The sequence below is a fragment of the Prevotella histicola genome, assembly GCF_055385135.1.
Genome location: NZ_AP043793.1, coordinates 1,591,507 through 1,610,628, shown reverse-complemented (window position 1 = coordinate 1,610,628; position 19,122 = coordinate 1,591,507). Strand labels below are relative to the sequence as shown.

Below are 19,122 nucleotides of genomic sequence, written 5' to 3'. Positions count from 1 at the left end.
CTTTCATAAGCAGTAGACAGATATTTTTTTGCTCTCTACAGAAGAAGCTTTTTCCGTCTTATTTCTTCCGTTTTGGCTCTGGAGCATTGTTTACAATGTCCATACATTGCTCATAAGTAAGTTCTGAAGCTTTCTCATGTAGGGCCTTTGGCATACGGTAATTCTTTCCATTATATGCTATATAAGGACCATAACGACCATTCATCACTTCCATATTAGCATCCTCTTCAAAGGTTTTCAAGTGACGTTGAGCTTCCTGAAGGCGTTTCTTTTGAATAAGATTGATCGCTGCATCAAGAGTAATCGTCATCGGATTCTCATCTTTAGGAAGAGAAACATATTTCTTATTATGCAATACATAAGGGCCGAAACGTCCTGCACCAATAACAACATCAGTACCTTCAAACTGTCCAACAGTACGTGGTAGCTTAAAAAGTTCTAATGCTTCATCCAACGTTATGGTCTCCATGCTCTTGTCAGAAGGCAACTGTGAGAAGCGAGGTTTGTCTTCATCTTCTGCAGTTCCAATCTGAACGACAGGTCCAAAACGCCCGATCTTGACGAAAACAGGCTTCCCTGTAGCAGGATCAATACCCAATTCACGTTCTCCAGCCTTATGTTCTGAACGTGCATTCATCACCTTTTCCACCTCAGGTTCAAACCCTTGATAGAAAACTTTCATCTCTTTGTTCCATTCAGCCTTCCCTTCTGCGATCTTATCGAACTCCTGTTCCACCTTAGCAGTGAAGTTATAGTCCATGATTTCAGGGAAGTTTTCCATCAAGAAGTCATTCACGACCATACCGATATCCGTTGGAATCAGTTTACCTTTATCTGCTCCAGCCATCTCTTTCTTGGTCTTTGACGTAATTTTCAAGCCTAAGAGAGAGTCAACTGCGTACTTTCTTTCTTCCCCTTTACGGTCACCTTTATGCACATAGTCCCTCTGTTGGATAGTAGAGATTGTCGGTGCATAGGTTGAAGGACGACCAATTCCCAGTTCTTCCAGCTTGCGGACGAGGCTAGCTTCTGTATATCGGTTTGGACTTTGTGAGTATCTTTCTGTAGAAACAATCTCCCGACGCTCCAATTCTTCACCCTCATGCATTATAGGAAGTGCATGAGAGAATTCCTCACCAGCGTCTTCATCATCAGTAGACTCATGGTATACCTTTAAGAAACCCTCAAAAGCGACCACCTCACCATTGGCAATGAACTGCAAATCATTCGTTGTCTTCCCATCTTCTGACTCCATAGCGATGTTTACAGTAGTCTTTTCTATCTGAGCATCAGCCATCTGTGAAGCAATCGTACGTTTCCAAATAAGGTCATAAAGGCGCTTTTCCTGACTTGTCCCTTCAATCGAAACATTATCTATATAGGTTGGTCGGATAGCTTCATGGGCCTCCTGTGCTCCTTTACTATGCGTATGATACATCCTGACCTTACTATATTCTTCACCGTAAAGACGTACTATTTCATCCTTACTGGTATTGATTGCCAATGAAGAAAGGTTGACACTGTCAGTACGCATGTATGTAATACGTCCTGCCTCATACAGTCTTTGTGCCACCATCATTGTCTGACTAACCGTAAAGCCAAGCTTTCTAGCAGCCTCTTGTTGCAAAGTTGAGGTTGTAAAAGGAGGAGCTGGCGTACGCTTCAATGGCTTTTTCGTTATCGATGAAACCGTAAATTTTGACTTTTTACACTCCTCTAGGAATGCAAGAGCTTCCTCATGTGTTTTAAAACGATTGCTTAATTCAGCTTTTACTTCGTTCTTTGCTCCGTCATCACTTGTTACTGCAAAGACAGCATTCACCCTATAATAAGGTTCTGACACGAAATTCTGGATCTCACGTTCACGTTCTACGATTAAACGGACGGCTACACTCTGCACACGTCCCGCACTTAACGCTGGCTTAACCTTACGCCATAGAACTGGAGAGAGGCGAAAACCAACCAAACGGTCCAACACTCGGCGTGCTTGTTGCGCATTAACAAGATTCATATCCAGGTGTCTTGGCGTCTCAATTGCCTTCAGAATCGCTGGTTTGGTTATCTCATGAAAGACAATACGGTTCGTATTTGCCTCGTCAAGTCCCAAGACTTCACACAAATGCCAACTGATTGCTTCTCCTTCACGGTCCTCATCGGATGCAAGCCATATCTTTTTTGCCGCCTTAGCGTTCTTCTTCAGCTCGCTGACAACCTTCTTTTTCTCTTCAGGAATTTCATAATCGGGATTCAACGTATCAAGGTCAATGCTCAATTCCTTCTTCTTTAGATCACGGATATGCCCATAAGATGACATCACCTTGTAATCTTTTCCAAGGAACTTCTCTATTGTTTTTGCCTTTGCAGGGCTCTCTACTATTACCAGGTTTTCTTGCATATAATCAAACTTATACATTTTTTCAAGGACGCAAAAGTAATCAATCTTTTCTCTTACACCTTATATAATAGGCAAAATTTCTACTTTTTTAAGTTTTCACCCGTAGGTTATTTCATCTCACCAGCTTTACTTTGGAGGAAGTCATGGAGTGCTTGTCGAATAGAACGAAGACCGAATTGCTCCGTATGAATATCTTCTAAAGGTATCCAGAGGGCTTCCTTCACATCATCAGCTGCACTAAGAACGCTGGCATCTACGGGTTGACAAATAAAGAACGTATCGAGCGTAGGGACATCAAAGCCACTATAACGATACTTATTAGGCAATGAACAGAAATACCTAACATCCTGTATCTCAAGATTGGTTTCCTCCTTTACTTCACGTCGTAACGCCTCCAAGACGGTCTCACCAATGTCACAAAAGCCACCAGGAAGGTCAAGAGTCCCCTTTCCTGGGTCATATCTACGCTGCGTTACCAGCAATTCTCCCTTCTCATTCAGGATGAAAGCTGCAACAGCTGAGCTTGGATTGAGGAAATACTCAAAGCCACAACTCTCACAACGCTTACTCTTTTCAGTCTGTTCTACAAAATGTTTACTACCGCATACAGGGCAATATTGGAACTTCTCTAATACGTGCATAATAGAATATTGGGTAATAACGACATACGAATATAGCCTTTACGGTAGTGCTTCTGAAATGGTTGTTAACAGAAATACCGAATTATTAAAATTCGTTTAGAAACAAATCACTTTTCCTATATCCGACTGCAAATATACTAAAAACTCTAAACTTCCACCCTCTAAACAGTATATTTTTGTTAACTTTGCAAAATATAGACCCCTAATGAGACGTTTTATTCAGCCCATAAATGCGTTGAAAGATTGAATGTGGGCTTGAAAAACATAACTAAACATTGTACAGAATGAAATTAAGAAAAATCTTCCTAACTCTTGGAATGGCTGCCATTGCTATGTCAATGTCGGCTCAGAGAAGTTTTGATGTGAAACTTTACAATAGTCGTCCACCATACGATAACGGCGATTCACAGGACACTGCAAAGGTGCGCGTATTCCTTCCCTATGAGAAGGAGGCAACAGGAAGGGCTGTTGTCATTTGTCCTGGCGGTGGATATTCCTCACTTTCAATGGAAAAAGAAGGCTATGACTGGGGAGAATACTTCCAGAATATGGGCATAGCAGCCATTGTTTTGAAGTATCGCATGCCACATGGTGAGCCCAATGTTCCTATCTCTGACGCTGAACAAGCTATGAAACTTGTACGTCTGAATGCAACCGGATGGAAAATAAATCGGAATGACGTTGGCATCATGGGGTTCTCTGCAGGAGCGCACTTAGCGGCAACCATCGCTACACAAAGCCAGGGAGAGGCTAAGCCAAACTTCCAGATTCTCTTCTATCCTGTCATCTCTATGATGGAAGGATATGGTCATGAAGGTAGCAGAATCAACTTCTTGGGCAAGCGACCATCCAAGCGTGACGAGAAAAAGTACAGTGCTGACATGAATGTAAGCCGTGTTACACCACGCGCATTCATTGCTCTCAGCGACGATGACGACACTGTTCCACCTGCAAACGGTGTGAATTATTATATGGAACTCTATCGGAATGATGTCCGTGCATCGCTCCACGTCTATCCCGGAGGTGGTCATGGATGGGGCAGCAAGATAGGTTTCCGTTATCATGAGGAAATGATGATGGACCTCAAAGCTTGGTTGAAGAGTTTTTAATTCATTCATTTTTGAAACATATCAGAGGGATCACTCCCTCACACTGTATGGAGTAATACGCTGCATACAGGAAAGAATAAGCGGGTGTTTTGTGGATTTCCACAAGGCACCCGCTTATCGTTTATGCTCCCATGATGCAGCCTTTGCAAAAAACGGAGTCATACTTCATACTACCCAAAACCTACTTCTTTTGTCAAGAAAAATCCCATTCACTTTTCAGAAGGGCGTCTTTTGCATTCTAAAAGGGCACCTTTTGCAATGTAAAAGATGCCCTTTTGCGTTGTAAAAGACGCCCTTTTACATCGTAAAACATGCCCTTTTACAAGCCTCTCTGTAACCTTTTGATTCTGTGAAGGTTACAAAGTCGCAAAAAGAAGGTTTTCATTCATTTCACACTTTCGTACGCCTCGCAAAGTGTAAGGTTATTTTACTGCTAGACGTTTGTTCCCTTTCGACTCCCCAAACTTAATATTCCTTCCTCGACAAGACAGTCTAACAAAACACTCCCTCAGGTGTTCCTTTCCATGAAGGACAACCTGAGGGAGAAAAACAGGATAAGTTTGGGAGCCTTATAATTACATCTCCTGTAGTCTGCTTTATCGTCTTGCCATAAAGAAACTGGTACCAGCCTGTGCCTGCTTTAGTTCGTAAAGTCCAGCAGCATCAGGTGTAATGTCAACCGTGAGACCATTGTTAAGGAAGGTCTTGATGGTACCATCACCGTTGAAATGGATGATTTTCTTCTCTTTACCCTCAGCATTCATGTACCAAGTATCCTCCTGTTTATTATAAGTAAAGTAGAGAACACTGCCGTCTGGCTTAGTAATCTGATAGCCATCCTCCAAGTATTTTACGGCATACATCAGTCCATCGTCACCCTTAATATTCTCAGTTTTGCCCACACGGTTGGCAACAGGGTTCTTTCCTGACCAGAACTCAATAGAGTTAACCACCAACATGTCCGCAGCACCACAGAACACATAAGCAGGAGAAATGGCAATGAAGATAATCTCATTGAGGAACTTAGAGTTTGTTGCATGCTTATTCCAGCGTGCCAGTTTATTGAACAAAGCAAATGATCCAACGCATGAACTCATCGTAATTGCTGCCATAAACAAGCATACTGTTGATTTTAATCCTTTCGTTTTCATTCTTTTTGGTTGTTTATTTATTGAATACTAATCTTTTTTGTTGCCAGTAAAAGGTCGGCAGGAAACACCAGCCTATCGCTTAATACTGCAAAGATAAAAGTTTTCAAGATAGATAATCGTTACACTTAACATAATTTCTAATAATTTACAGTATGCTGAATTTTAAGCGTTTACAAGCTCTGTTCTCCTCTATCTTTACCGATAAAGATATCTTCATTATACTTCATTAATGTCATAAATATCAAGGAAACAGAAGACAACAATTTACTTTTTTCGCAGTTATAATGTTAAAAAGAATGTTCACTGAGTTTTTTTTATTATCTTTGCAGCTAACGTGGCTTAAAACAAACATAATCAATCATACTTTAACAAAACAATGAAAAAAACCAACATCGCCCTCATTGGGCTTCTGATGGGGATGGCTACTTTCACCAATGCACAGACGGTAAAGTCGCCAAACGGCAATATTGCCGTGACGTTCTCGCTGACTGGGAACGGTGTACCAACCTATGAAATGACTTATAAGGGCAAGACTGTGGTCAAACCTTCACACTTAGGGTTGGAATTGGCTAAGGATAAACATGCAAGTAAGGGCTTGGAAGAAACAAGTTTGATGGATGGATTCCAGAAAACCAATACCAAGACGACAACTTTTGATGAGACATGGAAGCCTGTTTGGGGTGAAACGGCTACGATACGCAACCATTATAACGAGTTGGAAGTAGACCTTAACCAGCCAAGTAGCAAACGAAATATTGTCATTCGGTTCCGTGTTTATGACGATGGAATGGGCTTACGTTATGAATTCCCATTGCAACCAGAGCTGAATTACTTTGTTATCAAAGACGAGCACACACAGTTTGCCATGGCGGGTGACCATACAGCATGGTGGCTTCCAGGCGATTATGACACTCAAGAGCAGGAAACACAGGAGTCAAAGCTCTCTGAAATACGCTCAAGATTCCATGATGCAGTGAACTGGAACAACTCTTCTGTATCAGTTTTCTCTGATACTGGCGTTCAGACTTCCCTCCAAATGAAGTCAAAGGATGGTCTTTACATCAACATTCATGAAGCAGCTTGCGCTGACTATGCTACCATGCACTTGAACCTTGACGACAAAAACATGGTATTTGAGTCATGGCTTACACCTGATGCAACCGGTATGAAGGGTTTCATGCAGACGCCTTGTGAGACACCATGGCGTACGGTTATGGTCAGTGATGACGCTCGTGACATGCTGTCAAGTAACCTTATCCTGAACCTCAATGAGCCTTGTAAGCTTGAAGATACCTCTTGGATTCATCCTACAAAGTACTGTGGTGTATGGTGGGAGATGATTGCCGGCGGTAAGTCTTGGGCTTATACGGATGAGTTTAGCTCTGTAAAACTGGGCTTAACTGACTACGCTCATGCTAAACCAAACGGTCATCACCCTGCTAATACAGCCAATGTGAAGAAGTACATTGACTTCGCAGCAGAGAATGGTTTGCAACAAGTGCTGGTTGAAGGATGGAACATTGGATGGGAAGACTGGTTCGGTCATTGGAAAGATTACGTCTTCGACTTCGTTACTCCATACCCAGATTTCGATCTGAAGGGCCTCAATGAGTATGCACACTCAAAGGGTGTGAAGCTTATGATGCACCATGAGACCTCATCAAGTACGCAGAATTACGAGCGACACATGGAGGAAGCATACAACTTAATGAACAAATATGGATATGACGCAGTGAAGACTGGCTATGTTGGTGACATCATTCCACGTGGTGATCATCACTATTCACAGTCTATGAACAAGCACTATCTCTACGTAATAAAGGAGGCTGCAAAGCACCATATCATGGTAAATGGTCATGAGGCAACACGCCCTACTGGTCTTTGTCGTACTTATCCTAACCTCGTTGGCAATGAGTCTGCACGCGGAACAGAGTACGAAGCATTCGGTGGTAACGATCCAAACCATACTGTAATACTTCCTTTCACACGTCTGCAGGGCGGTCCTATGGATTATACTCCTGGTATTCTTGAGACTCAACTCTCAACATGGTGCAACAACAAGAGCTGGGTTCACACCACACTCGTTGGTCAGCTCGCACTCTATCTTACGATGTACAGTCCACTCCAGATGGCTGCTGACCTCCCAGAGAACTACAAGAAGTACAACGATGCCTTCCAGTTCATTAAGGATGTAGCCTGCGATTGGGATGACAGTCGTTATCTTGAAGCTGAGCCAGCACGCTATGTTACCGTTGCACGTAAGGCAAAAGGCACTAACAACTGGTTCATTGGAGGTAAAACAGGACTACAACCTCACCAGAGTATTGTGAAGCTTGACTTCCTGGATAAGGGTCGTAAGTATGAAGCAACCATCTATGCTGATGCTAAAGATGCCGACTTTGAGAAGAATCCTAAGGCTTACACAATCACCAAACGTACTGTAAAGAAGGGCGACGTTCTTAAGTTGAACGAAGTTCGCGGTGGTGGTTTTGCCATCAGTGTTAAGGCTCTTTAAGAGCAATCAATAAGGAATAACACCTTATTATATATAGAACGCAATCTGTAGGGACGCACAGTAAGTACGTCTACTACATCAGAAAAAGAGACATACTCAATGCTAATACTCCCTACAGATTGCCTTTTCATCTCTCTCCCTTCTATGAAGGGAACTCTGCAACACAACACAATACAAACCCAAAAAGAGGTTTAAGAACCTTGAATAGAGTCGACGACTAATGAAAAAAGAGGATTTAAAACAACAGAATCATCTAAGAATGATGAAAGGTAGAGGGCTTGCTACAGTTATAGCAGTCTTCTCTGCGTTCTTATTACATGCCCAAAACAACAGACCAATGCCGACACTTGACGACCTCGACAGGGAGATTGCCATGTCTGCAAGCTATGATAAGCACTTTGAAAATGAGATTCTCAAAGTGAAAAAGCAGTATAAAGCTGCCCGAACAAAGGAGGAACGATACAAGCTGAGTGATAAGATTTTCAATCTATATACCTCTTATCGTATTGATTCGGCGATTGTTTACGCTGAACATAAGCTACAATTGGCTCAGCAAATGAACGATAAGAAGTATATAGATGACTCAAAACTCAACCTTGCTTACCTCATGATGAAGGGTGGACAGCTGAAGGATGCCAGCGATTTTGTCAACTCCATCCAGCTTCAACAGCTCGATCCAAACCTCTTTTTCTACTATTTCTCTACCCGCAAGACACTGTATGAGTCACTTGCTAGTGCTGCATTGACATCAGGAAAGCGGAATTACTATAATCAAATAGCAAAGAGTTGCAACGATTCTCTGCTTGCTCACAGCGATAAACCTGATATATGGTCGAGAGCTGAGCAATATGTAAACCATCATCAAGACGAACAAGCGAAGAAAATTCTATTAGATTCTTATCGAAAACTGGATGTTGGAGATCGCCGAATGGGCTTTATAGCCTATGCTCTTGCGACATTGTATGGCAGACAGAAGAACACAGAAGCTGAGAAACAGTACCTCATTGCAGCTGCAATTTCCGACCTTCGCAACTCCGTAAAGGAGTATCTCGCTCTGCAACAACTTGCCGTCATCCTCTTTGATGAGGGCGATACGCAGCGTGCTTACGCCTATATGGACCATGCACTGAATGATGCTATCTTCTGTAATGCCCGCCAACGCACCATAGCTATGGCTGATGTGTGGCCGGTTATACTGAAATCACACGAGCGGGAAACCACCATGAGGATGATTTGGCTTACCTTGGCGCTGGTGGTTATCACGTTGTTATCAATCTTCCTCCTTGTGATGATTATCTATATTCGCCGTAAAATGGCTGTATTAAAGGTGGTACGTACACAGCTTTCGAATACAAATAAACAGCTAAAGGAATCCAATCAGATCAAGGATGAGTATATTACACGCTTCCTGGCACAGTGTTCTACATACATTGATAAGCTTGACAGTTATCGGAAACACATCTATCGACTCTTCACTGCAGGCAAACGAACGGAGCTATTAGAGACGTTGAAATCTCAGGATTTTGTCGATCGAGAGCTTGAAACATTCTATAATAGCTTTGACGAAACCTTCCTTGGACTCTTCCCAGACTTCGTTGAAAAGTTCAATGCGTTGCTGAAACCAGAGGAACAGATCATCCCGAAGCAAGCAGGACACCTGTCAACCGATCTCCGTATCTTTGCTCTTATCCGTCTGGGGGTAACAGAAAATGAGCTGATTTGCTCTTTCTTGCGCTGTTCTAAAGCCACAGTATATGCTTATCGGTCTCGAATCCGACTGAAATCTCTGGATCCAGACAGCTTTGATGAGCAAATCTTACAGTTATAAAAACATTCTTCTGCCCATTTCTCTTTCGTGAGAAATGGGCAGAACTCTTTTCTATTATATCTTTCATCATTATACAAGAACTAATACGATAAGCACATTTAGTTCACTCTCATTCATTTTCTCTTGTGTCAATGCACAATCATCAACGGCGTTAAGTAGGATGTTTGGGATATCAGGAAGCAAAGACTACATCCCACACTATGCCATCATAGGAAGTATAAAGGTTTGAAGCCTATCTCCGAATCTAGTAAAGAGGCAAGCTGGAAAGGTAGGCTAGCAAAGGGCTGCATGCTCTTCTATCACACATTATGCCGTAAGAGAAAACATGAAAGTAAAGACAACACGAATGGTAAAACAACCTTACAAATAAAAGTGCCTAAGGAAGAGCAAAGTAAGAGGAAACCTTCTTTTTTCGACTTTGTAACATCCACAGACTCAAACAGTTACAAAACGGCTTGTAAAAGGGCATGTTTTACCATGTAAAAGGGCACCTTTTACAACGCAAAAGGGCATCTTTTACATTGCAAAAGACGCCCTTTTAGAATGCAAAAGACGCCCTATTAAAAATGAAAGAGTAAATAGTTTTACAAAAAAGGATCATCTTCGTCCTCTACCCTCGCCATATTTCAATACTTAAAGATTCTCTGTGCGTACTTCTTTAGTTGGCAGTTAAGCATTCAGACTAATACATATCTGTGCTTAAATAGCCATTTTTTATTTGCTATTAGATTATATATTCTTTATAAAAACCTATCACAATAACAGGCATAACACACTGATTAACAGTGTATATAACTATCTAAATGTTTATATTCACATCCATATCGATATTCTTTCTATCTAACATTTCATAACTTTGTATTCGTTTGACAGAAGTCAGAAACAATCCACAGCGTATGACATATACATCTACTGCATGGAGTTTCTTGATGGATAAATTATTATAACGACGTATTTCCAGAAACAACTCAAGACTATCTAATCAGTAGACTTGGGTGAACCTGAAGGGAACTAAAGCCGCAAAAAAACTCATTAAACAATTAAATAAAGTACAAACAAACAATGAAACGAAAACTACTTTTGGCAATTTTGACAATCATCTCTATTGGATGCTTTGCTGACTCTCAGCCAACCGATGCCGAACGAAAGGCCAACCTGTTCATTTACAATGGCATGTTGTTCAGTATTCAGCATTTCGAGAGTATCGGCTCACAGAACAATACTGTAGAGTTCTGTGGTTGGACCACTAAAACTAGTGTAGCTAATGAAGCTGAAAAGACTGCTGCTTTAAACGACGCTCTTTATCAATCAGTGCGCAAGACGGGAGAAATTACTATTCCCGAAACAGTACAGGCTGCTGTTACATACAACGGACAACTCCAAGGTAACGCTACATATAAGGTGATTATGCTTCGTGCTAACCTCTTTCGGGCAGCTGGTTCGGGCGTAACAAGTCAGATAACAAAGATCACTATTCCTAAGACTGTTCAGCATATCGAGTCACGTTGCTTCGATGAATGTGTGAATATGACAGCCTTTGTCATTGAAGGAGCAACGGATGGAACATCCCAATTGAAGGAGATTGACTCACATGCATTCTTGAATTGTAAGAAGTTGGCGTCTATTACTCTTCCTAATTCAGTCACTTACTTAGGCGATAATGTTCCTAATTCCATAGAAGGCGGTGTGTTTGAAGGCTGCGAAACGCTTACATCCTTCACCTTTCCAAGTAGCTATGCCTCAAGTAATGTATCAAGTTTCACCTTCAAAAACTGTACGAACTTAACTACAATCAATTGGAATGGCTTCAATCCAAAACGCTTAAACAATAGCGCTTTCTACGGTTGCAGTAAGATTACATGGTCTCAAATACCTCAATCTGTAGAGGAGTTAGGGGCAACTTGCTTCTATGAGTGTAGTAGCTTGACTTCTGTTGACCTATCAAGAATCAAGAAGATGGATACCGGAGTGTTCTGGCATACACCACTTACATCCGTAGAATGGCCTGCTGCAGTGACAGAAATACCTGCAAATACTTTCTGGGGTTGTCATCAGTTAACAACCATCAAAGGTATTCCCAGTCAGCCAGGTGCATGGGACAACATCACGAAGATTGGTGCTAACGCCTTCAATGAGTGTACTGCTTTGACAACTATCAAGCTACCAGCAGAGCTGAAGACTATTGATGCACAAGCATTCCGTACTTGTACGAGTCTGGCAACAGTTGATTATGGCACAAAATTGGAGACCATCGGCGACGGTACTTTTATGTCTACTGGTGCATTGAAGAAGTTCTTTTTCAAGGGATCTGTTAAGACTCTTGGTACTAATGCATTCCAAGAAAGCGGTCTTACCTGCGTACACTTAAAGGGTGATATGACTATCGGTAAAGAAGCTTTCATGATGTGTACAGGCTTGAAGTATGTTGAAATCCCTGCCACTTCTAATGCTTCTCAACCATTAAATAATGTATCTGAGGGTATGTTCGCAGGTTGTACAAGCTTGCCTTTCATCACACTTCCTGCTTCAATAACAACAATTAAAGCCAATGCTTTCAATGGTTGTGCAGCCTTGAAATACGTTAATATCCTGGCGGACAGCCCTGCAACTTTGGCTGCTAATGCATTCGATAATACCCCAAAGGATATCTATGTGAAAGCAAGCAAGCTGTCTGCTTATCAGGCAAATGCCGCTTGGAATGCACTTAACCTTAAGGATACTTACGAGCGTACATTGACAACTAAGTATGCCACCATGACCCATGACTTCCCAGTAGAGTTTGTTGCAGCTAACGGTCGTGAAGCTATGGTGGCTTATGTGGGCAAGAGTACATACAAAGTAACACAACCAACGAAAGTTCAGAAGATTCTGAAGATGACGAAGGTTAACGCCATTGCAGCTAATGAAGGAGTAATCCTTGCTGGCACACCTAATACTACTTACACTTACCGTATTGCTGAAACAGCAGCTACAAAGCTTGCTGATAACAAGGTAATGCCTGTACGTGAGGATACACTTCTTTATCAAACAGAGGCTGATGGTAAGAGTAACTGGACATTACAACCTGATTACAAGCTACATTTATCAGAGAATGCAAAGACCATCTATTGTGGTAGAGCTTATATTCATGAGCAGAATGAGGCTGGAGTACAGGGCGCAAAGAGTGTTTCCTTTGCATTAGAGCTTGATGATAATCCTGCGACAGCAGGCATCAACACGGTTGAAGGCAATAAGAAAGATAATGACAACGTTTATTATACACTTTCAGGTGTACGTGTCATCAACCCAACAGAGAAGGGTATCTACATTAAAAACGGAAGAAAGGTAATCATAAGATGAAACGAAATTATATAACACCTGTTACAGAACAGATAACAATAAAACTCGAGAGACACTTATTAGACTTGTCATTTGATGACACACCAGCAGACCCAGGTTCTGCTCTTGCGAAACCACATGTCCTGCTTGAGGATGACAACAATGACCAGTTAGATATCAATTCTACTGGAGTAGTCTCAATAGGAAAGCATTCTGTATGGGATGACTAAGTTCCAAAGATTTTTTAAGAAGGCATTACCACTAAAGAAATTACTCGAAAGAGTAAAGGAGTGGTGATGCCTTTTTTTATTAAAAAATGATATGCTGAAACAAAGGAAACGAAAGGTTGAAGCCTTTAAACTATCAGTAGTATAGTAGAACTCTACTATAAATAGAGACTCAACCATGAACATCTAAGGTGTATATATACATAATGGTAAGGAAGTAATGACAAAGTAGTCGAATATTATAGCCTATTTATAATATATAGTTTTACAATCAACAATTTTAAAATCATGAACATCAAGAAAACATTCGTGTTGACACTTGCCTTGTTTGTAGCATTGGTTTCATTTGCCGATAGCTTCAATAAGAAAGGTATCAACTACGAGACTACTTCCCAAACGGAGGTCCAAGTCGTTGGAGGTAATGGCGTGAATGGCGCTGTAGACATCCCCGAAAGCGTGTCTAACAATGGACATAATTATCGGGTAACAGCCATTCGTCACAATGCCTTCGAAGGTAACAACCACATTACATCGGTGACAATTCCTCGCTCAGTCACCAAGATTGAATGGTCAGCTTTCAATAGATGTCAGGGCTTGACAACGGTAATTGACAACTCAAGTGTAGAGGTAATGGATGGCTACATCTTCACAGATTGTAGCAATCTAACGGTAGTTAGGTTATCAAATGCGCTCAAGAGAATCGGTCAACGTAGTTTTGCCAATACAGCTTTGACATCTATAGCACTTCCTGCAGGCTTTGAAGGCTTTGGAGATCAGTCCTTCTGCGGCTGTCGTTCGCTCTCAAGTGTCTATTACTCTGGTAATAATTGCCTTGCAATAGAGGGTAGCACCTTTGCCGATACACCTAAAGATTTCACAATCTATGTAAACCCAAGCGCTTTCAATAGCGTTAGTGGGATGGCTTATTATGGTAATAAAGTAAAGGATAAGATCCCTTATGTACTTACAAGTAACTATGTAACATTCTCTCGAGACTTTGCCATTGATTTCTCATCAGCACCTGGATTGACAGCTTATGTTGCTCAACGTAATAACAATGCATCAATAAAGTTGGTGGCAGTTACTGGTGCTGTTGCTGCTGGTACGGGTCTAATACTTAAAGGAAATGTAGGTCAGACCTATAATTTAACCATCTCAAGCAATGGTAAAAGCTATGAAGACAACCTTCTGAACCCATCAGATGGTGTCGTTGTAGAGACAAATAAGTCAGACCTTGACGCAATAAGATTTAAGTCAGATGGGACAAATGCTTATTTACCAAAGCTCCTTTCTACAGATAAAGTTCGTTATAGACCAGGTGATATGGTTAACTTCACACTCAGCCTTATCACATTCCCTAATGGTGCAAAGGTACGTTACTTACATGGCAATACTGTTGTTGGCACCGCAGATGTAGGTGGTAAGAAGTCTTGGACATGGAAGGTTCCTAAGGACGACTTCAAAGGTTACTTAGCTGAAGTTTATGTAAAAGAGGGTGATAAGGATAAGGTTCTTTCAACTATCGGTATAGATGTTTCTTCTAATTGGAAGCGTTTCCCTCGTTATGGGTTCTTGTCTGATTTCCAAAACAGCAAGATGAATACAATGAACAAAGAAGTAAACGTTCTTCTTCGTCATCATATTACAGGTTTACAGTTCTATGATTGGCAATGGCAACATCATAGAATGTGGAAGAAAGATAACGATGGTACGTGGAAGGATTTTGCTAATCGTGAGATCTCTGTTAATGTTTTACGCAACTACATTAGTAAGTTACATAACGTAGGGGCCAAGTGTATGTTCTATAATCTCTGCTATGGGGCAACTGGAGACACACTAAATGGTGAAGCTTTTCGTGTCAATTACCTCAATAAGGATGGAGTGAATGGACGTGAATGGGGAATGATTTGGTATGATGAAGGTATACTCCGACAAGGTTGTTATAATGCTTATAAGGAGTGGCCCAATATCTATCTGATGAATCCTTCAAATGAACATTGGATTAAATATATGACAGATTCTGTTAACTTAGTATATAAAAACCTTCCATTTGATGGTTTCCATGTAGACCAAGTAGGCAAACGAACAGATTGGTTATATAATGCTGACGATACTAACAGACGTGATGATCGTGAGATTTATGAAGGTTTTGCAAAGTTCTTGAAAGCTATGAAGGCTGCACAACCCGAAAAGTATCTTGTCATGAACTCCGTTTCAAACTATGGACGTCGTAATATTGTTGGTTCAGGAAGCATAGAGTTCGCATATAACGAGATGTGGGAAGGTGAACGTTGGTATACTAGTTTCCGAGATGCGATTAAGGGTAATAGGGAAGAAAGTGCGAATCCTAAGCTTAATACAGTCTTCGCTGCTTATATGAATTACCGCCGTGATAATCTTGATATGGATAAGGTTGGCGGACAGATTAAGCCATTTAACACACCATTAGTACGTTTTACAGATGCTGTAATATTTGCTTTGGGCGGTGCACATATCGAACTAAGCGGTGATCATATGCTGTATACTGAGTACTTCCCTGATGCTGGGAAAAAGAGAGAAAACGCATTGGAGAATAGTCTAGTTACTTACTATGACTTCCTAACAGCCTATGAAAACTATCTGAGAGATGGTAATGTTGAGAAGACAGTTACTATGGAAATAGGAGGCAAAAACGTAAAAGCATGGGAGCCAGAGTTAGGAAAGATTGTCTCTTATAGTACTCAGAAAGACAACAAAACTATGATCCAACTATTAAATTTCACAAATGCCAACCGTTTGACATGGCGTCTTTCAAAGCTTGAGAATGGTGAAGAAAAAGATAAGAGCAAGGTGAAAGAGGATGTTATGAACGAACCAAACTTGTATACTCAAGAACCTGTTACACTCTATGATGAGGGCAATGTAACTCGTATTTGGGTGGCTACTCCAGACGCATTGGGCGGTGCTCCACAGGAAGTTAAGTTTACTCAGGACCGTGATGTGGTTAAGTTTACTCTGCCTTCTTTGAAGTATTGGACAATGATTGTTGTTGAGCATGGCGCTAAACCTGGCAGTCAAGCAGCTCAGTCACGCAATTATGTTTTGCAGGGTGATAAGTTCAGCGACAAGACTTATGGTTTCGTACCTGCCGGTGAGGCTTATCTTTCATTCCCATCTGATGCTGCCAGCTCTTTACAGTCAGTATTATCACTGGTTCCAGTGACTGCAGGTATTGAGAATGTAACAACCGATAATGCTAACAACACCGATGATGGCTACTATACAGTATCTGGTATCAAGGTTGACAAACCAACCAAGGGTGTGTATATCCACAAGGGTAAGAAAGTTGTTATCAAGTAGAAGTTCAGACATTCCATACTAATAAATATTACTGTCTGAAGGGATTTAAACAACATAAGGGCTTCCGCAGGGTGATCTTTAAATAGGTTTCTGCATATTACTTTTAAGGAAACGAGGCCTTTATGATTGGATAAAATCATCACACCTTTGGTGTTTCAACATCCTTCTGATTATAAACTGCTATCACATCTGTAGCATATCGGAAGGTGTTGAACGCTAAACACGACTGGTGCTGGGCATCAGCTCCACTAGTGCTGACCATTAGCCCCACTGGTGCTAACCATCAGCTCCACTGGTGCTGGGCTGCAGCACATAAGTAGAAAACAGTATGACGTATTCGTTTCTGACGTTATCAACTATATAGTAAGGCGTTGATGAATAACGAATACCAGAAGGGTCAACCAGACAGTAACGATCAATAAAAACGCCATTAGCTTCAGTGCTAATGGCGTTTTTATAGCTTTTAAATCCCTATTCAGGAATTATTTCACAACGAATTTCGCTCCATTAGTGACGTATATGCCAGGGGCTAACTTGCTATTATCATTGGTTTCTTTTACCTTTACCCCACTCATCGTATACACAGATTCGTTTTCTTTCTTATGTGAAGTAATGTTTTTGATTCCCAATGGCAAGTCTTTCTTGTTCTTTAATTTGATACTTCTTAAGTAAAATCCCGCTCCTGTAAAATACAACCCGTTGTCTTTTAGCATCTTAACGGTGTTCTTATCAAGTGCGATATAGTATTGTTTCTCATCATTTGAAGCCACTAAAGGAATAGTTCTATCAGCTTCATTCCATTGCGGTAGGACAATCTTTGCATCCCTTTTAACATCCCGTACAGTAACTTCCAACGCCTGTTTTTCTGTTACTCCATCAAACATTGTCTTTGGGATTACCACCTTATTATTATCATCTATTTGCTTGAAACCACTCCATATACCGTCATCTTTCTTCTCTCTTACCAAAGAAAACAAGCGAATATTCTGTCCTATTATACTACAACCATCTGCCTTTAAGGCGTTAAGCATGTCTTCATCTGTGATATAGAAAGTCACTTGGGCGTCATTTCTTGCGACTTCAGGTTTCAAAGTCACAATACTTTTCCCGCTCTTATTGCAGATATCGATAGATGAAGGTCCAGCATCCCGGTCACAGACAGGTCCCATATTCGGATCGGTACATGGTGGAGCAGTTAAGTCTTTAGCAGGAAGAGTATCTATATCTAAGATGAGCTTATCACCAACTTGCAACTTTGCTAACCGATCAACAGGCACTTCTTTAGATAAATTGATCTTTGCTGTTGTTGTTTCCCAGTCCCATCCTTGAGGTACAGCACCAACCCATAAAAGCTCATTTGCACGTTTATAGACACGTAACCAGTCTATATCCATGATGTAATCTTTTGGAGTTTTGTTGATATCATTATGATATTGAGGGTCTCTTTCTGGGTATAGAATACCGCTATTATGGTCTCCTGGCGTACCACCAATACCCCCTGTTATTGCAACATCCCATACATGGTCAATACCATGTGGCATGAATTCAGGTCTTAACAGTGCATTGTATCTATATTTATGACTGGATTTAGGGTTCGATACAATATCTGTTGATGTCAAAAAGACCGACCTTACCCTGCCATCCAGAAGGAATGTAACAGCCAAATGCCGTCCTGAGTCTGTAGGAAGAGGGTCAATTTGTGCACCATATACATGAAAGTCTTCTGAAGGATCAAACTTAATTTCCTTTACTCTGTCTGCATATGCATTGTTATTGTGTTTATTAGGAATAGGATTCTCATCTGTTGCACTTTGATAATCAATCCCATGTACCGACTGATGCAGGAAGTTTTTGTTTGCATTGTAGTATCTATGCTTTTCGTATTTGTCATATCTGTCAACCTTAGGATCATCATTTACGAAGAACTCTTGTAGGTCAATTTCAAACGTACTTGCCCCTGTATAATGCCGCAACCATAGTGCCATCCATGTCCCAATACGGAAAGGTATCTTGGCTTTTATCTCTATTCGCGAATAAAGAGGATAATAACAGCCTATCTCTTTATTCTGTTCATCCATATTACCAGTCTGTGCATCCTTACTGGATAAGAACCCTGACCACCATCCATGGTCTGTGTAACCATGCCCAGGCTTAGGAGGGAAGCGCATCTTTTCCGTATAATCGCTCCTTAATCCTGTGAAGATTTTGCTGCGGGTAGCCCTTACTATTGCCAATCCATCTTGCACTTTAATCATGTTATCACGATAAGTTTGGGCCATACCTTGGTTCTTATTGTTACCATAAACATCAAAGAAATAATCCCTCGTCTTGTCTCCATAGATACCCCACAGCTTCCTATTGATAGCTGTACCATTGAATTCATCTCCTCCATAGTACTTCCAACCAGACAGTGGAGGTACTGTTTCTTTTGTCTCTTGTGCGGATAGATTGAGGAGTCCGAGCCCTAATCCACAAAGAATAATTGCTATTTTTTTCATGTTTTGATGTGTAATAGAGTAGGATTTAGCTACTCATGGTTATGTAAATTACTTATATTAATAGTTATTTCATGTGTCAATACGAATCTGCATGTAGCTCA

Annotated in this window: 10 protein-coding genes; 6 read left to right on the top strand and 4 right to left on the bottom strand. The window is 41.0% G+C overall.

Going from position 1 to position 19,122, the window contains the following annotated elements; translation table 11 throughout:
* Positions 1–58: 58 nt before the first annotated feature.
* On the bottom strand, positions 59–2,395 hold the full coding sequence (gene topA, locus ACZ48L_RS06505) for a type I DNA topoisomerase (RefSeq protein WP_025791346.1): 2,337 nt from the start codon (positions 2,393–2,395) through the stop codon (positions 59–61).
* Positions 2,396–2,502: 107 nt separating this feature from the next.
* Positions 2,503–3,036 carry an NUDIX domain-containing protein gene (locus ACZ48L_RS06500; RefSeq protein ID WP_025791345.1) on the bottom strand — a complete coding sequence of 178 codons (534 nt, stop codon included), beginning with the start codon at positions 3,034–3,036 and terminating at the stop codon, positions 2,503–2,505.
* Between the two features lie 284 nt (positions 3,037–3,320).
* Here ACZ48L_RS06500 and ACZ48L_RS06495 point away from each other — a divergent pair, with 284 nt between their 5' ends.
* Positions 3,321–4,145, top strand: a complete 825-nt coding sequence (locus ACZ48L_RS06495) for an alpha/beta hydrolase (protein WP_025791343.1) — start codon at positions 3,321–3,323, stop codon at positions 4,143–4,145.
* 596 nt (positions 4,146–4,741) lie between these two features.
* Here ACZ48L_RS06495 and ACZ48L_RS06490 read toward each other — a convergent pair.
* The gene (locus ACZ48L_RS06490; RefSeq protein ID WP_008823505.1) at positions 4,742–5,296 is read right to left on the bottom strand and encodes a DUF3332 domain-containing protein; all 555 of its coding nucleotides are present in this window, start codon (positions 5,294–5,296) and stop codon (positions 4,742–4,744) included.
* 376 nt (positions 5,297–5,672) lie between these two features.
* Here ACZ48L_RS06490 and ACZ48L_RS06485 point away from each other — a divergent pair, with 376 nt between their 5' ends.
* From ACZ48L_RS06485 to ACZ48L_RS06465, 5 genes are all read left to right on the top strand, one after another.
* Positions 5,673–7,811 (top strand): glycoside hydrolase family 97 protein, encoded by a 2,139-nt coding sequence (locus tag ACZ48L_RS06485; RefSeq protein WP_025791341.1) that lies wholly within the window; start codon positions 5,673–5,675, stop codon positions 7,809–7,811.
* A 220-nt stretch (positions 7,812–8,031) separates the two neighbouring features.
* Entirely contained in the window at positions 8,032–9,639 is a 1,608-nt protein-coding gene (locus ACZ48L_RS06480; protein WP_025791340.1) for a DUF6377 domain-containing protein, read from the top strand.
* Between the two features lie 1,062 nt (positions 9,640–10,701).
* On the top strand, positions 10,702–12,978 hold the full coding sequence (locus tag ACZ48L_RS06475; protein WP_025791339.1) for a leucine-rich repeat domain-containing protein: 2,277 nt from the start codon (positions 10,702–10,704) through the stop codon (positions 12,976–12,978).
* Positions 12,975–13,187, top strand: a complete 213-nt coding sequence (locus ACZ48L_RS06470; RefSeq protein WP_008823500.1) for a hypothetical protein — start codon at positions 12,975–12,977, stop codon at positions 13,185–13,187. The genes ACZ48L_RS06475 and ACZ48L_RS06470 overlap by 4 nt, the downstream gene beginning before the upstream one ends.
* Positions 13,188–13,472: 285 nt before the next feature.
* Positions 13,473–16,523, top strand: a complete 3,051-nt coding sequence (locus tag ACZ48L_RS06465; protein WP_044113821.1) for a glycoside hydrolase family 66 protein — start codon at positions 13,473–13,475, stop codon at positions 16,521–16,523.
* 482 nt (positions 16,524–17,005) lie between these two features.
* On the opposite strand, the gene ACZ48L_RS06460 is transcribed toward ACZ48L_RS06465, so the two are convergent.
* Positions 17,006–19,021: a glycoside hydrolase family 16 protein gene (locus ACZ48L_RS06460; RefSeq protein ID WP_025791335.1), complete on the bottom strand. Its 2,016-nt coding sequence runs from the start codon at positions 19,019–19,021 to the stop codon at positions 17,006–17,008.
* Between the last annotated feature and the right edge of the window lie 101 nt (positions 19,022–19,122).

Bases quoted from the DNA above. Each gene is read 5' to 3' on its own strand.
- ACZ48L_RS06500 (WP_025791345.1), bottom strand. From the start codon at position 3,036: ATGCACGTATTAGAGAAGTTCCAATATTGCCCTGTATGCGGTAGTAAA.
- ACZ48L_RS06475 (WP_025791339.1), top strand. From the start codon at position 10,702: ATGAAACGAAAACTACTTTTGGCAATTTTGACAATCATCTCTATTGGA.
- topA (WP_025791346.1), bottom strand. From the start codon at position 2,395: ATGCAAGAAAACCTGGTAATAGTAGAGAGCCCTGCAAAGGCAAAAACA.
- ACZ48L_RS06485 (WP_025791341.1), top strand. From the start codon at position 5,673: ATGAAAAAAACCAACATCGCCCTCATTGGGCTTCTGATGGGGATGGCT.
- ACZ48L_RS06495 (WP_025791343.1), top strand. From the start codon at position 3,321: ATGAAATTAAGAAAAATCTTCCTAACTCTTGGAATGGCTGCCATTGCT.
- ACZ48L_RS06490 (WP_008823505.1), bottom strand. From the start codon at position 5,296: ATGAAAACGAAAGGATTAAAATCAACAGTATGCTTGTTTATGGCAGCA.
- ACZ48L_RS06480 (WP_025791340.1), top strand. From the start codon at position 8,032: ATGAAAAAAGAGGATTTAAAACAACAGAATCATCTAAGAATGATGAAA.
- ACZ48L_RS06470 (WP_008823500.1), top strand. From the start codon at position 12,975: ATGAAACGAAATTATATAACACCTGTTACAGAACAGATAACAATAAAA.
- ACZ48L_RS06465 (WP_044113821.1), top strand. From the start codon at position 13,473: ATGAACATCAAGAAAACATTCGTGTTGACACTTGCCTTGTTTGTAGCA.
- ACZ48L_RS06460 (WP_025791335.1), bottom strand. From the start codon at position 19,021: ATGAAAAAAATAGCAATTATTCTTTGTGGATTAGGGCTCGGACTCCTC.